This window comes from Roseibium album (genome assembly GCF_001404515.1).
In the GTDB taxonomy this organism is placed as follows: Bacteria; Pseudomonadota; Alphaproteobacteria; order Rhizobiales; family Stappiaceae; genus Roseibium; species Roseibium album.
In genome coordinates this window covers 340,068-354,990 of sequence record NZ_CXWE01000003.1, presented here as the reverse complement: position 1 = coordinate 354,990, position 14,923 = coordinate 340,068, and the positions used below count along the sequence as shown (strand labels likewise).

15 protein-coding genes and 1 tRNA gene are annotated in these 14,923 nt (G+C 56.1%); 4 read left to right on the top strand and 12 right to left on the bottom strand.

The features are described from left to right. Positions 1-27: 27 nt before the first annotated feature. The 3 genes from LA5095_RS11115 to LA5095_RS11105 all read right to left on the bottom strand — a co-directional run bounded on the left by LA5095_RS11115 (position 28) and on the right by LA5095_RS11105 (position 4,265). Positions 28-1,443, bottom strand: a complete 1,416-nt coding sequence (locus LA5095_RS11115) for a pyridoxal phosphate-dependent decarboxylase family protein (RefSeq protein ID WP_055114883.1) — start codon at positions 1,441-1,443, stop codon at positions 28-30. A gap of 1 nt (position 1,444) precedes the next feature. Continuing rightward, entirely contained in the window at positions 1,445-2,524 is a 1,080-nt protein-coding gene (locus LA5095_RS11110; protein WP_055114881.1) for a PLP-dependent cysteine synthase family protein, read from the bottom strand. Positions 2,525-2,693: 169 nt separating this feature from the next. After that, entirely contained in the window at positions 2,694-4,265 is a 1,572-nt protein-coding gene (locus tag LA5095_RS11105; protein WP_055114879.1) for a winged helix-turn-helix domain-containing tetratricopeptide repeat protein, read from the bottom strand. A gap of 116 nt (positions 4,266-4,381) precedes the next feature. Here LA5095_RS11105 and LA5095_RS32685 point away from each other — a divergent pair, with 116 nt between their 5' ends. Further along, on the top strand, positions 4,382-4,519 hold the full coding sequence (locus LA5095_RS32685; RefSeq protein ID WP_158510367.1) for a hypothetical protein: 138 nt from the start codon (positions 4,382-4,384) through the stop codon (positions 4,517-4,519). Positions 4,520-4,548: 29 nt separating this feature from the next. Here the strand turns inward: LA5095_RS32685 and LA5095_RS11100 are convergent, their stop codons facing one another. From LA5095_RS11100 to LA5095_RS11075, 7 genes are all read right to left on the bottom strand, one after another. Then, complete coding sequence (locus tag LA5095_RS11100) at positions 4,549-4,899, bottom strand: hypothetical protein (RefSeq protein ID WP_055114877.1); 351 nt, start codon at positions 4,897-4,899, stop codon at positions 4,549-4,551. A gap of 637 nt (positions 4,900-5,536) precedes the next feature. After that, complete coding sequence (locus tag LA5095_RS11095) at positions 5,537-6,772, bottom strand: metal-dependent hydrolase family protein (RefSeq protein ID WP_196900238.1); 1,236 nt, start codon at positions 6,770-6,772, stop codon at positions 5,537-5,539. A gap of 355 nt (positions 6,773-7,127) precedes the next feature. Then, complete coding sequence (locus LA5095_RS11090) at positions 7,128-7,790, bottom strand: hypothetical protein (RefSeq protein WP_055114875.1); 663 nt, start codon at positions 7,788-7,790, stop codon at positions 7,128-7,130. Between the two features lie 108 nt (positions 7,791-7,898). Beyond that, a complete protein-coding gene (locus LA5095_RS11085) occupies positions 7,899-8,249 on the bottom strand; it encodes a hypothetical protein (protein ID WP_144435952.1) in 351 nt (116 codons plus the stop codon). A 32-nt stretch (positions 8,250-8,281) separates the two neighbouring features. After that, the gene (locus LA5095_RS32680) at positions 8,282-8,452 is read right to left on the bottom strand and encodes a hypothetical protein (protein WP_158510366.1); all 171 of its coding nucleotides are present in this window, start codon (positions 8,450-8,452) and stop codon (positions 8,282-8,284) included. Beyond that, complete coding sequence (locus LA5095_RS11080; protein ID WP_055114871.1) at positions 8,445-9,686, bottom strand: MFS transporter; 1,242 nt, start codon at positions 9,684-9,686, stop codon at positions 8,445-8,447. The genes LA5095_RS32680 and LA5095_RS11080 overlap by 8 nt, the downstream gene beginning before the upstream one ends. Positions 9,687-9,799: 113 nt before the next feature. Next, positions 9,800-9,952: a YjiS-like domain-containing protein gene (locus LA5095_RS11075; RefSeq protein WP_104702762.1), complete on the bottom strand. Its 153-nt coding sequence runs from the start codon at positions 9,950-9,952 to the stop codon at positions 9,800-9,802. A 159-nt stretch (positions 9,953-10,111) separates the two neighbouring features. On the opposite strand from LA5095_RS11075, the gene LA5095_RS11070 reads away from it, so the two are divergent. After that, a complete protein-coding gene (locus LA5095_RS11070; protein WP_055114867.1) occupies positions 10,112-11,017 on the top strand; it encodes a LysR family transcriptional regulator in 906 nt (301 codons plus the stop codon). A 66-nt stretch (positions 11,018-11,083) separates the two neighbouring features. Here the strand turns inward: LA5095_RS11070 and LA5095_RS11065 are convergent, their stop codons facing one another. Continuing rightward, positions 11,084-12,649: a CYTH and CHAD domain-containing protein gene (locus LA5095_RS11065; protein WP_055114864.1), complete on the bottom strand. Its 1,566-nt coding sequence runs from the start codon at positions 12,647-12,649 to the stop codon at positions 11,084-11,086. Positions 12,650-12,863: 214 nt separating this feature from the next. Between LA5095_RS11065 and LA5095_RS11060 the strand changes: the two genes are divergently transcribed. Next, positions 12,864-12,948, top strand: a tRNA-Leu gene (locus LA5095_RS11060). 214 nt (positions 12,949-13,162) lie between these two features. Then, entirely contained in the window at positions 13,163-14,128 is a 966-nt protein-coding gene (gene speB / locus LA5095_RS11055) for an agmatinase (protein ID WP_055115610.1), read from the top strand. A 58-nt stretch (positions 14,129-14,186) separates the two neighbouring features. On the opposite strand, the gene LA5095_RS11050 is transcribed toward speB, so the two are convergent. Then, positions 14,187-14,804, bottom strand: coding sequence for a helix-turn-helix domain-containing protein (locus LA5095_RS11050; protein WP_208992640.1), 618 nt, complete (start codon positions 14,802-14,804; stop codon positions 14,187-14,189). Between the last annotated feature and the right edge of the window lie 119 nt (positions 14,805-14,923).

Sequence of the window (14,923 nt, the reverse complement as noted above, 5' to 3'; positions counted from 1 at the left end):
CCAGGGCTTGGCCTTATCGCCTTCCATTTACTCTTGCGAACCGGAAACCGCCTTCCACGCGTCCAGGATGACGTCGGCCACAAGATCGGCGTCGGCAGGCATTGTGGCATTGCAGATGACGGAGATACGCATGACCCATTCTTCACGCCAGCGAGCCCCTCCGACAAATATCGAACCTTCCGAACGAAGCGTTTCGATCACCGCTTCCGTCAATCTGTTCCTCTCGGGCAAGTCCAGTCCCGGCTCTCCGAAACTCACGATGACCTGGTTCAACACGACGTCGTTCACGATCCGTACGCCGGTCGCCTGTTGCAGACGATCCGCAATCTGCCGGGCAATTCCGCAATGACGGGCGATGATCTCCTCAACACCCCGTTTGCCGAGTGTCTTCAGCATTGCCCAGGTTGGCAGTCCTCGCGCACGACGAGAAAGCTCCGGCACGAGAAAACACGGGATCCGGTCATTGTTATCGCCGGATGGCAGATAACTCGCATCGACGGACATGGCCCGTTCAAGGCTGTTCTTGTCACGGACAATCGCGTAACCGCAGTCAAATGGCGTTTGCAGCCATTTGTGCCCGTCGACCGCCCAGGAATCCGCACATTCCACACCCTTGGTGAGGTGCCTGTAGTGCGGATGTGCACGTGCCCATAACCCGAACGCACCATCGACATGCAGCCAGGCGTTTTTTTCTCCGGCAATTTCCTGAAGCTCGGAGAACGGATCGAATGCTCCGGTATTGATCTGGCCAGCCTGGGCGACAACGATCGCAGCGCCCCGATGATTGCGGATCTGACGAGCCAGCCCGACCGCGTCCATACGGCCCTGGCCATCGGTTTCAACGCGCTTGACCCGCCGGCGCCCGAGGCCCAGGTAACCGAGGGCCGAAAACACGGAAGTGTGCGCGTCGTCACCGACAAATACCGTTATCGGCGGAGCGCCGAAGAGGCCGTCATTGTCCGGGTCCCAGCCGATTTGTCTCAGAACAGCGCCGCGCGCTGCCGCGAGTGCGGTAAAATTTCCGACTGTCGCGCCGGTGACAAAACCGACGGCGGCATCGGCCGGGAGTCCCAGGAGGTCCAGCAACCAGGTCGAGGCAACGCTCTCAATCGCGGCTGATGTGGGTGATGAGGCATGAAAGGCAGCATTCTGCCCCCATGCACTGCATAGCCAGTCGGCCGCTACACCGGCTGGTGCCGATCCTCCCAGCACCCACCCGAAGAACATGGGATGTGTCATCGGATTGAGACCCTGTTCGCCGCGATCTGCCAGGTCGTTCAAAACGTCGACGTCTTCGGAGCCGGCTTCGGGGAGGGGTTCTGAGAACACCTCAAGCATTTCCCGGTAGTTTCGCACCGGACCGCAAGGCGTGTCCGTGACGCGACCACGGTACGAGACCGCGCGGTCGAGCGCTGCGTGCAGGACCGAGAATTCAACGGACATGTCAGGCAAGGTGATATCCGGGTGTCGACATGGAGATCGCAACTTCTTCATCGGTCATGTCCTCGGGAATATCTTCAAACAGTGGCGTTGAAAGGTAGCGTTCGCCCGTGTCCGGCAGCATGCAGAGAACTGTTGACCCCGGTTCGCACTTCTGTGCAATTTCCATTGCAACGGCGAAAGACGCGCCGCCGGAAATCCCGGTCAGAATTCCCTCCTGGCTGGCAAGTTTTTTCGCCCATTGGACACCAGCCATCCCCGGAACCGGGCGCAAATCATCGTAGTAGTGATTGTCGACAGCCTCTTGAAGCACGGCGGGTATGAAATCCGGGGTCCAGCCCTGGATGGGATGGGGTTCAAAGGCTGGATGGCTTGCTGTCGGTGATCCGTCTTCAGACCGGCTTTGAACCTGACCACTGCCGAGAAGTTGCGCATTTGCAGGTTCGGACAAGATGATCTTCGTCCCGGGACGCTCGACGCGTAACACGCGGCCGACACCTGTCACTGTTCCGCCGGTCCCGTATCCGGTTACGAAATAGTCCAGCCGTTGCCCTTCGAAATCCGCCATGATTTCCCGGGCGGTGGTCGATGCATGTATTTCTGCATTTGCTTCGGTTTCAAACTGGCGGGCCAGCAGCCATCCATGTTCTTCGGCCAGTTCCACCGCTTTGCGGTACATGCCGAAGCCTTTTTCCGCGCGCGGTGTCAGCACGACCCTGGCACCCAGGATGCGCATAAGGCGGCGGCGCTCGATGGAAAAACTGTCCGCCATTGTCACGACCAGCGGATACCCCTTTTGCGCACAGACAACGGCCAGTCCAATTCCTGTGTTTCCGCTCGTGGCTTCCACCACTGTCTGTCCAGGTTTCAACATTCCACTGCGTTCGGCAGCTTCAATGATGTTAACAGCGAGGCGGTCTTTCACCGAACCGCCGGGATTTGCCGCCTCGAACTTGACGAACATGTCGATGCCCTTTGGCGCCAGGTTGTTTATCCGAACCGATGGTGTGTTTCCGATCGTATCGAGGATGCTGTCATAGGTGTGTCCAACGCCCTGGGTCGTCCTGAGTGTCTTGCCGGTCATGTTTGTTCCTCTTGGTCGCATATGTTGCTGTGGAGACGCCCGTGAGGACAAATGTCCGCCGGGTAACAGCCTTACGCAGAGGAAGATTGCATGATTTGTGTCGGGGGTCCTGAGCAGGCCCTGAGGATTTCCTGAAGATATCGAACAAAATGCTGAGTAACCGCGGAATTCAAGGAATGCCGTGCGTCTTCAATGCTCCGGAAATCCGCTTTCGTACATCTGAACTCGAAAACGGAAACGATCTGAAAAAGAGGTCCTGCGTCATGCTTTCCCGGTCCGCGCGTACCATGCTGGCCCAATCGGAGGCTTGAGTATGGTTTCCAGCAAGTTCGTTGAGAAAAAGCGCAATCACGCGGATAAGGTCGTGGGCGCCCGGTGCCCGGGCTGCCCGTTCACCCCATTCAGCAGCTTCCTGATCATGACCGTCAACAGACAGACTGAGGGCCCGGGTTCCGAGCATCGCATAGAGAAGAGGGTCAAGCGGGCTAAGCGTGCGTGCCTCGTCCGAGAGGCGCAGGCCATCGGTACTGGACCCCGAGATGGTTTCCGTCCATGCCCTTGCATAAAGACCTTGCGCAAAATTCGGGCTGAGGGAAGTTGACCGGGAAAGCCAACCCTTTGCGCCGTCGAGATCACCAATCAGCCAGAGAGACCGGCCCATGCTGAAATTTGCGAACGGATCCATGGGATCGATCTCGATCGCACGCTCAGCGGCCCTTCGTGCAGCGTCGACGGCAAATCCGCGGTTCGTTGAATAATGCATGAATGCCGTCTTGAAATGCGCAAAGGACAGCGCGGCGTGGGCACGCGCAAATCCCGGTTCCATGGCCACCGCTTTTTTGAACATGGAAACAGCCACTTCGTTTGCGGCCTCGTCAAAGCGGTAAAGCGACTGAAGTCCGAGGTGGTAGGTCGTCCAGGCGTCGATGCTGTCGGGAGAGCGGAGCCGCGCCTTGGATGCCTCGCTTAACGGGATCTGGACCTCGATGGCGAAGATGACTTCTGCAATGATTTTTTCACGGATTTCATGAACCGCGTCGAGCGCGGCATTCATTCGATCCGCCCAGATGACCTGGCCATCGATCGTGTCCGTCAGGACCACATTGACCATCAGATGCCTGCCCAGCACTTCAACGCTTCCGGACAAGACGTAGCGAATGCCGAGACGCGCGCGAATATCCTCCGGGTTGAGGTCATCCGATCCGAATCTGAAGGAGGACCCGCGCGCGATCACCGAGATCCATCTCAGTCGAGCGATTGCGGCAATCAGTTCGTGTGGAATGGCTTCTCCGAGCGTCTGGGCAATCGGTTCGCCGCCCATTGCACCAAACTTCAGAACTGCAATCGACGGCCGCGGCGATGCTTTTTGCCAGGGCGGGACCCGCATGTCCTGAGCAGGTGCCGCCGGATCACCTGAGAAGGCTGCTTCCGATCGGACATCAAAAGGTGCGATCCATCGAAGACCGCGTCCGTGTATGGTCTTTATCATCTTCTGGCCCGCCCCCGAGTCGCCGACAGCAGATCGCGCCGATCTCACGCAGGTGGTCAACGCGGCGTCGGAGACCGCCCGGTCGTCCCACAAGACAGAGTTGATTTCCTGTTTGGTGACCAGCCTGTCGTGATTTTCCAGAAGCAGTTGCAACAGTCCGAGGGCGAGCGGCTCAATACTGACAGGCTCATGACCGCACCGAAGCTCCTGGCGCGTTGTGTCGAGCTCAAAATCACCAAAGCAATAAATCATGGCCCAGAGTATCAAATTTCGACGATGTGTAGAATTGGAGAGATGATTTGTTGTTCAGTACGTGTTCGCGATGCCGGATATTTCATCGATATTCGAATAGGAACGGTCTTGTACCAATGAAAAATCCGATCATCGGAAAAATCAGTGATTTTGCAAAGTCGCGAATTGAGGGAATCTGCCCGCTGCGCCAAAAACATCCGGTGTTGAGCAAACCTGCAGCCTCGCAGCCCGTTTCAGCATTGAATTTCCCCTGAAAAAGGCGGCGAGTTCATGCCGTTGGGCTTCAGTGCGGCCTGATCTCGAGATGTTCGAAAGAAGCCGCATCCAAGCCTTTGTGAAAATGTGCGAATGCCTTTATCGGCGTTACATTCTTTGGCTGGTTTTCTTTCAGGCTCTGCGTGATGAGGACAGTGCTGAAACCCATTTGATGTGCCAGGGGGTCCATTTGATCTGGCTGGTGGTGACACATGCCGACGGCCTTCCAATAGTCGGCGACCGTGCACTCCTGTAACCAGCCGTCGAAACACAATTGCGATCCGGCTGAATAATAAGTCCCGTTGTACTCACACGCTGCGAAGGCCGTGCCACCGGACAACGTGAACAGACCAGCTAAAAACAAGGACCGAAATTTCATTTCATTCTCCCATGATCTGACACACAAGAATAGCAAATAACCAATGACAATATTACGTTGCGTTTCAAATGGTATTTATACTGAGTATTCCCGGTTTTGGCGAGCCAGACAACACTCCGTAACAGACGGAGTGTTGTCCAGTGCGGTAAAGTTCGTCGAAAATACACTGTCTGCAGTATGCCTAAAACACCAATTTCTTGAAACAGAAACGATGATATCTGCTCGCATGTTGCCCAACATTACCCAATTGGGTAAGGCACTCCGCAAAACTCTCCGGAATTGAGGAAGTGGCTGTTTTTCCACGAAGATTCCCGAGTTTTCCTGACAAATGGTTTCGGGATTTAGCACCGCTCCATTGAACATGGGATGCGGCTTGCTTTTGCCCGATACCAGGATGACGCTCCGGGTACCGGCGTGCTGAACGGACTTCGGTGTCGGGAAAACTTCGTCGATCCTTTGGCGATCAACTCGAGTTGATCATTTCTTCAAATGGAAATTCTGAGGGACAGGACATCGACATGGCTTGGTGCAGCCGGTTTCCGGCAGTGCCCTCAATCTGATGCCAAGGTGCCTCATCTGAAGCGCCGGTACAGGATTGCGCACCAGCGCCTTGAACAGTTGGAACCCGGTCAGCAGGTCAGAGCGCGCCCGATGTCTTGACCGCGCGCCCTTCCTTCAGGATGAGCGGCATGTGGGCACCCTGATCGCAAAGCAGAGAAATGTTCTCAAGCGGGTTTCCATCCACCGCAACAAGGTCGGCAAAAGCACCGGGCGCTATGCACCCGATCTGGCCCTCCATGCGCAGGACCCTGGCCGCATCCAGGGTCGCCGATCTAATCACGTCGGCCGTGGGTAGATGGCGGGCGCGCAGAATGAACTCGTCGGACTGATGCACGTGCATACCTCCCAGAAGATCCGATCCGTAGCCCATCACCACGCCCATCCTTTTCATTTTCGCAAGGCGTTCCAGGCCCTGTGTCCGCACGTCCTCGATTTTGGCAACCGACTCTGGCGGCAAGCCGAACGTTTGTCCTTCCTTGGCCAGATAATCGTAGGTCACGTTCGTGGGAACGACAAACTGACCTTCCTGACCGATGCGGTTGATGGTTTCATCACTCATCAGGTTACCGTGTTCGATACAGGTCACGCCGCAGTCGAGAGCCCGGCGGATCGCATGATCGTCATAAAGGTGGGCTGCCACATAGGTTCCGAAGTTGCTGGCGACCTCAACGATTGCCTTTAGTTCGTCGACAGAGAACGTGAGGTAACCGATGGGATCGGACGGTGAGGAGACGCCGCCATCCGCCATGATCTTGATGAACTGGGCGCCGTTCTTGATTTCCTCCCGGGCCGCCCGTTGCACTTCCGGCACTCCGTCGCAAATGCGTCCGGGGGAACCGAGCCGCTCGGCATAGTAGCTGACATCGCGACAGTGATTTGGGCCACGGTAGTCTGTATGACCGCCTGACTGGGAGAGGGCCTTGCCGCAGATAACGAGCCTTGGTGCATCAATCAGGTTCTCGTCGGCGGCCTGTTTCAGCCCGATATCCGCTCCTCCAAGGTCGCGCACGGTTGTGAAGCCCCGCATGAGCATGGATTTCATGATGCGCGCAGACTGAAGGGCAACCCAGGAGTTGGGAAGTTCGGCATTCCGACCGAGATTTGCAGTGGTTGCCACGACATGCACATGGCAGTCGATCAGGCCCGGAAGTACATAGCTCGACGCCAGGTCGACAACTTCTTCTGCATTGAATGTCAGATCACGGCCAACGTCGGCAAATCGGCCGTTTTCGATAGCTATGTCCGTCGGATCGGATGGAGTATCCATCGTTCCATCGATAATCCGGGCATTCTTGACAAGCAGGGATTTCAACGCCGCTATCCTTTTCACGCAATTCCAACAGCGAAGTGCATTCGCCGCACGCCGCCACAAACCCGATTTGCAGATAGCATCCTTCACAAGTCAAGCTTGTCCATCCGCAGGCAAAACACAGGTGGGACAGCAAGGCCCGCGTGAAAGAAGGGCCGCGCAGAAGAGTTGCATTTCTAGTGATGCGGCGGGAGGTCGCTCGGCGGTCGCATCCACGTCGTCATTTCGATTTTTTGAACGGGACCGACGCTACACGTTGGCATGACATGAGCTTGGTAATCCGGTAATTCGAGCATGTTTGCCAGCATCAGGTCTTCTCGTCAGCAGGCTTGCCAGCGTCCTGCGGCACGGTCCCGGCTTAGGCCAGTGCGGTTTGGATTCTTCCCCTGTCCTTGCCGTGCACCCTCTTTTTGCCACCGCAAATCCACTTTCCAGGTGTTTTCGTCTCCATCATAATGATGGAATAAAATTCGTTACGGGTGGTTACAAGGCTCATGATGTGAGCCCAGGTCACGATTTTTGTCTGGTTGGTAACCTGCAAAACTTCATTTGCATTCCAGGCGTCCGCAGGATTGTATCCGCGAATGTGGGAGCCGACGCGCATGGCGTCGCTGCTGGTAAAGGCCTGTTTCACCGTAGAATTTGGTGGCTTGTTCTTTGCTGCCGCCGAAATCGTACCAATGTGGCCGACGCGCCTGTTCCCACTTTTTCCTTTCCAGGAGCATATCCAGCAGCCGCTCATGAAGCCGGTCAGTACGTCAGTATTGGTAGAGCGCACATAGGCCGTTCTCCCATGCACGTAGTTGAGCCAACGATGACGTATTACAGCGCCTATCGTAACGCCCAAAGTTGAGGGTAGCGCCGCTCCATCAAAAATTCCCGCATGAAGCCCAGTATACGTGAGTGGCGGCGGATGGCTGCTGCCTGAACGGACAATGGCACCGTCCATGGGATCGGTCGTGATCTTGTCCGGCGGATTCCAGTTGTAGGTGAATCCTTTTTCAAAATAGTTTTCGATCACGTCGCAGCCCCCTTGCAAACGCTTCCCTTCGCATCCGCTTCAGATGCGATCTGTAACGACCTTAAAGGAGTTTTTTTTGCCGGGGAAACTTTTGGCGAAAACCGAATTTCACTCCGGTTCCCGTGCTGGAACAAACCAACCGGAACTCAAATCAATATGGCGTATCGAATGTTCCTCGATCAGGTCGTCGTAGCCTTCGGGCAGGAATGACTGCTGCCAGGTGTCGCCGAACCGCTGTTTCACGGCTTCAATAGTGTCCGAGAGGGACGCAAAAACGAGATAACCCTCATCCGGCGCAAAGCCCCGGCCAAAGAAATATCCTGAATTGCCGGGTTCGTGCCGAACGACGCCTGCGGACGTTGTCGCAAATTTCTTCATGAGGGTTTCCGCGTGACCCTCCTTGATCTTGACTTGAAACAGTCGCAGGACCGGACCCTCGTCAGGCTGAGTTGCATCCATGAATTTCTCCTTGTTCAGGCGTTTCAGCGAGTTCAAAGAAACGCCAAGACTTGCGGAAGGTCCGCAAGACAAATGAAGCGAGTGACCGCCAGGTCCAGGAACAGCCTCTGGTTGGCATCGGCTGTCAGGGTCCAGAGGCAGTAGATGGCCGTCAGAACCATCGAACTCAAAATGGCCCATACGACCCAGGACCGGTCAGGCATTGCGCAAGACTCTCCCGGGAACGGCTCCCTCATCTGCCAGTGAGCGTTCGTTGATCGGAAGATGAATCACCGCGGCGAGGACGCCGGATGCCACAACGCTCCACCACATGATGTCGTAATTGCCGGTGTGTTCGAACACGAGCCCGCCAAGCCAGGCGCCCAGAAAGCTCCCGATCTGGTGCATGAGAAATACAATGCCGACAAGCGTTGCCAGATACCGGGCGCCGAAGATCTGAGCGACGATTCCAGTGGTAAGCGGAACCGTTCCGAGCCAGGTAAAGCCCATCACTGCTGCAAACAGCAGTGTGGAAACATCGGACGGCACCAATAAAACGAACACTGCCACGGCACCAGATCTCGCCAGGTAGAGGGCAACCAGGATCTTCTTCTTGCTGAGAATGTCACCCAGTACACCGCAGACGAATGTCCCGGCGATATTCGTTGCGCCGATCGTGGCGAGTGCGGCGCCACCAAGCCAGGGCGCAAGATGCCTGTCCAGCAGGTAGGCAGGCAAATGAGTGCCGATGAATGCGAGTTGGAACCCGCAGACGAAAAAGCCGAGAACAAGCAGCACAAATCCACGATGTGACAGGGCTTCTCCAAGTGCGGATTTCAGCGTTTGATCGGCATTGGGTTCTACAGATCGTCCACTCAGGGCCGGCGCCAGAACACAGATGACTGCCGCGACAAGCGCCAGGCTAACGAGTGCCGTGGGCCAGCTCAGTGAATCAATCAGGCTCAAGGTGACCGGAACCGACAGGAAGATGCCCAAAGATCCTCCAAGCGAGGCAATACCAAGGGCTGACGTGCGGCGCTCGGGTGGAAACCGTCGTCCTACCGCGCCCAGAACAACCGCGTAACTTGTGGCACTCAAGCCGACGCCGACGAGCACACCGAAGCCGAGCACCAGACCGAGAGATGTCGATGCGGCTGACGCGCAGACAAGTCCGCCAGCGTAAAGCATGCCGCCGACAAAAATCACCCTGGCGCTGCCGAACCGGTCGGCAATCATGCCGGCAAAGGGTTGCGCCACACCCCACATGAGGTTCTGCAGCGCGATCGCGAACCCGAAGGCTTCCCGGTCCACATCCGGAAGACTGCCGGCAATAGGATCAAGGAACAGGCCGAAGGAATGCCGCATGCCAAGAGCCACGAGCGCAATCAGCGATCCGGCGAGCAACACGAAGCGCGGATCGAACAGAAATCGCGCTGCCGGATTGGACGTTGCTGGCATATGAATTCTCCGATGTGTTGAGGGCGAAAAAGGCGTTGCCAAGCTTGAGGATTGCTGTTTCCGCGCTGTCCAGGCACAGGTTGCCAACCGGGTTCCCGTGTCGCGGTATCGCTTCAGTCGCCATGATTTCGACGGCGTTCGTTAGTGCCCGCGTGGACGATGGACGGGATCTCGCTGCGATCGATTGCCAGATCCTTGAGGCCGGAGTCGCTGAGCAAATTCAGTTGTCTGCAGTCATGCCGTTTCTGACGCCAAACCCGGAACATCTCCGACCATGCGGACAGGAGCGTCCTGAACACGCTTGATTGCAATGCAGGACAGTCTTTCGATTCCTCGGCCATCTCTCTTTGCCACCAGTTTCGCGGAACAGAGAGATACTTGCGTTTCGCTTGTTATTGTTCAAAATGTAATATTGAATAACTGTTATGTCGAAAATCAATATCAGGAACACGGACCTCAATCTGCTGGTCGCATTTGATGCGCTTTACTCAGAGCGTAGTGTTACACGGGCAGCATCCAGGCTCTCCCTCACGCAACCAACCGTGTCCGGGATGCTGAAACGACTTCGGGAAACATTTGACGACGACCTCTTCGTGCGCACCTCTCACGGTATCGTGCCCACGCCGAGGGCTGATGGAATTGCATCAAGGGTTGCGGACCTTTTGGAAGAAATCGGCCTGCTTCTTGTTTCGGACGATTTTGATCCCGGCAGGTCTTCCTTCACAGCCAGAATTTGTGGCAGCGACTATCTCCAGCACACGATTCTGGGATCCTTTACTGAAAAAGTGTTCCTGGCAGCGCCCCATGCTCGCGTGTCGATCCTTCCGAGACCAGCCGACGGAGTTGCCGGTCAACTGGAGAGAGGGGAAATCGATCTCATTTTGAGCGATCGCGAACTGGCGGTGCCTGACCTGCCTGCGCGTATCTTGTACAAGGATGGTTTTGTTTGTCTTTCGAGCTACGGGAACTTTGAGGAGGGTGAGGAAATTGCGCTGGATCGGCTTTGCAGTCTCGACCACGCTTTCGTCGATCCGACGGGTGGCAGTTTTCGCGGACCGATTGACGACACACTGGCGGCGGCTGGAAGAGAAAGGAATGTCGTGCTTGCAGTGCCGACCTTCGCGATGCTCCTGCAAATGATGAAATCAAAAAGTCTGCTGGCCTTTGTTCCTGGCCGGATCGCCGAAACTTTTGACCACGGATTTTCGCGGATCAGGACCCCTTTGGAACTGCCCTACCTGGAAATTGTCGCAAGTTGGCATCCTCGCATGACGCGAGACCCCAAGCACAAGTGGCTTCGCGAAACGCTCGTATCGGTCGCAAATGCCTGACCCGGTCGATCGTGGGCCAGCCAATCTGATTTGCAGTCGGTCGCATTTCGTGTGCCGCCTTGCAGGTCAGACCCAGAAACGCGGCGTTTCTTGAGTGGCCTTCCAGTTGCCTTTGGCGTGTTGCCACATGGCCTGGCATTGAGCTTCGTGCCAACCGATGACAAAGCCGATGGCCTGGTTTGCGGCGAGTGCGTTCCTGCCGGTCACGTTGCATCTTTCAGGCAAGGATTCAGCCATTGCGACGTCATTGAGATATCCGAAAATATCCTGCAGTTTTTTCATCCGTTTCAAGAACGGTTTGACCGTGTCTGCGGAGTACAGGCTGTCGAAGAATTCAATGCCGTAACGCATTTTCTTCATAGCCTTGCGCATGTCGTGGCGCTCGGGAATGGTCAGGTCCTCCAACCGCTTGCCGTAGCCGACAACCTTCTTCCACTGCCTGGCGAGTGCCTTGCTCGAATAAGCCTCGATCGGCTGCGCCAGCAACGACGTCTGGTGAAAATTTTCCGGATCGAGCCAGCCGCGACCTTCCGTGTAGGCTGCAAGATCCAGAATGAAGCGATTGACCTCGGCAGATTTCAGATGATTGATCACGGAACTGCGCGTGTCCTTGTCGCGCGCGGCATGGAGCGCTTCCAGCAAAGCATCGAAAGACAGGATATCGGGTGCCTTGTCGACCAGCGGTTCGACAATCTCTTCGATCAGGACATCAATGTCACGGATCGAGCCGGCTTCCTGGGCGATCGTGCGTGCCATCCGGTCCAATGGCGCGACTGTCGCAGGATTGAGGACCGGTTTGAACAGGCGAAAGGCGCTGCGCAGACGGCGCAGACCGACGCGAAGCTGATGCGGGCCTTCAGGATCTTCTGAGGCGAGAACGACAACGCGGTTTTCACAAATCTGCTTCAGGCAGGAGCGCAGCACATCGCGAAACGCCAGTTCCACGCTCGTTCCGCGCGTAAACTTTATCTTTTCGGCAAAGTAGGGATCCGGCGTTTCAGATTTCTGGCCTTCGGCGAACCTGTACCCGCGTTCCGCCTTGCTGTAGGGCGAAAACCGGAAGGGAACATCCTTCAAGAGAGCCTTGGCGACCTCGTAGATCGCCTGGCTCGAACCCGACATCAGTTCCATCTCGAGTTCAACCAGAGGCTGACTGCCCTCACCGGCGAGAATGTTGCCGGTGTCGAAGGCAAGCTCGACGTGAGCGTCGTCGTTCTCCCGCTTCAACTGGCGGGTGGTTCGCTTCATGACCGTCTCGAAGCACTCCGACAAGGGCGCATCGCCGATAACCTTTGCAAGCATCTTGCTTACGTCCGGATCTTCGATCACCGAGAAATCCAGGGCGCGGCCCTTTACCGGGTGTTCCGCCTCGATCGGCGACGACAGTCCGGCAACAACTCCTGTTCCGATCTTGACCGTCTGAAGCCAGCTGCGGCCTGACTTTCTTACCCTGAGAGAGATTTTTGCCTTGCGCAGAGACTGGTCCTGCGTGTCGAAATAAATCGACTGCAAGGTCTTGGTCACTGTGCGGCTGGCGGTGAAACCCTCAATGTTGCCCGCCCGTTTGATGGCGTCCTGGGCCGCCTGATCCAATTCAAGCTTAAGCTCGATTTCCCGTCCTGATTTGCTCATGATGCTTTTTCTAAACAAGCCCAAAACGCTTGTCCAGAAAAAGCGCACAATTTGCGCTTTTGTTCGCTGGCGAATGTTGCAAGAATTCCAAGGGGCCCTGAATTTCCACAACTCCTGATAAGCATTGGGTGGCTTGTGAATTCAGGTCTTGGACAGCGAGCTATTGCTTGCATCGCCGGAGTGACCATGATAGGCACCCTCTCCGGTGTCAGTTGCCCCTCTGGCGGAACTGGTAGACGCGCGGGATTCAAAATCCCGTTCCTTAGGGAGTGCCGGTTCGATTCCGGCGGGGGGCACCACAAATGTTGCGCTATCGCCTGCCGGCTGCCCGAGCACCATCATCTTTCTGGTATCCAAGCGCGGTTTTATCTTCAGGTGTTCGTCACTTCCGGTTTTTACCTTCGGGAAATTGCCTGATGGCCGCGTAAACGCAGTTGTTTCCAAACGACCGGTTTTCCAGCAGTGTGTGTTGCCACCCTTGTTGGTGCAATGACACATGTTACGGAGTGCCTCATGTCAGGACATGGCTATGAATCCGGCCGTTTGAACCTGCCCTTTGTCGGTATCGCGACCTTTGGCAAAAGAGAATACGTTTCCGACTGGGAAAAGATTTCTGCCGATGTTGCCGTGCTTGGAGCCCCATTTGACTTCGGTTGCCAATTCCGGTCCGGTGCGCGGTTCGGTCCAAGGTCCGTGCGGGAGGCATCGACGCTGTTCAGTTTCGGGCATGCAGGCGCCTATGATCACGAGGATGACGCCACCTATCTCGGCGAGGAGGTCCGGATTGTCGATATCGGCGATGCCGACATCATTCACACCAAGACCGAGGAGAGCCACGCCAATATCGAATACGGCGTGAAAAAAATCCTCGACGCAGGTGCACTACCGCTCGTGATCGGCGGGGATCATTCTGTCAACATTCCCTGCATCAATGCCTTTGAGGAGGATTGTGCGAAGAACGGGCCGATCCACGTAATTCAGATCGATGCCCATCTGGACTTCGTCGACGAGCGTCACGGGGTGACGGCAGGACACGGCAACCCGATGCGCAGAGCGATTGAAAAAGACTATGTCTCAGGGATGACACAGCTCGGTATTCGCAATGTGTCGTCAACCGCGAAGGAAGGCTATGCTGATGCACGTGCGCGGGGTTCGGACATTCTGTCTGTCCGCCAGGTTCGCAAGCTTGGGACAGATGCCGTTCTGGAGCGGATCCCGGCTGGTGTCCGCTACTACGTCACCATTGACATTGACGCCTTCTGCCCCTCAATCGCGCCGGGTACAGGGACACCGAGCCATGGCGGTTTTCTTTACTATGACGTTCTGGAAATCCTGCAGGGCCTGTCAAAACGGGGCGATGTCGCCGGTATCGATCTGGTAGAGGTCGCGCCGGACTATGATCCGAGCCAGAGCACGCAAATCCTGGCGGCGCAGGTCCTGTTGAACTTCATCGGGTTCATTTTCCACAACAAGACGTAAGTTTCCTACAGGAAACACCATCTGCAGCCCGGCCGTCCTGCGCGCCGGGCACTTCACCCTATTCCAGTGACACCCAGAGAACCTTGGCGTCTTCCTTGCCGGTGGAGACACAGCCATGACCCATGCCGCTGTCGTAGTAGACGCTGTCACCTTCCTTCATCGGCAAAGGCTTGTAATGCTCGGTGAAGAAAGTCAGTTCGCCACTGATTACAAACATGAATTCCTCGCCGCGGTGACGGATCCAGGACTCGAATTCCGAGACGTCGCGGGCCTTGATCGTGCTGATATAGGGGAACATGCGCTTGCTGGTGAGCTCGGTGCACAGGAGTTCGTGAGAATAGGTCGGGGTGTCCTGGGATTCGCCCTGGCCTGCGAGGGTGACGTCTCTGCGACCGGAAATGTCACTCGGTCCCGACTGCACGAACAGTTGCGGGGTTTTCAGCTCCAGAGCCTTGGTCAACCGTCGGACAATGTCGAAGCTTGGCCGGGTCTGGTTGTTCTCGATCTTTGACAAGGTCGACCTGCCAATTCCCGCCGCCTTGCCGGCTTCTTCCAGCGTCCAGCCCTTTTTGAGACGAGCCTCACGGATCATTTTTCCAAGATGATCGGCATCAGGCGTGTTTGTGATGTCGTCCTCAGAGCTTTGTGAAACGGGATCCATGTCCGGCCTTTCCATTGTTTCTCCAATAACTTGCATATTCTCGAAAAGGGGTCAAATTTCTCCTAAGCAAACTAATGTTGCAAATGTGTGAAAAGTTTCCTATAAGAAACACAAGTTGCCGAAAAGGAAACAAG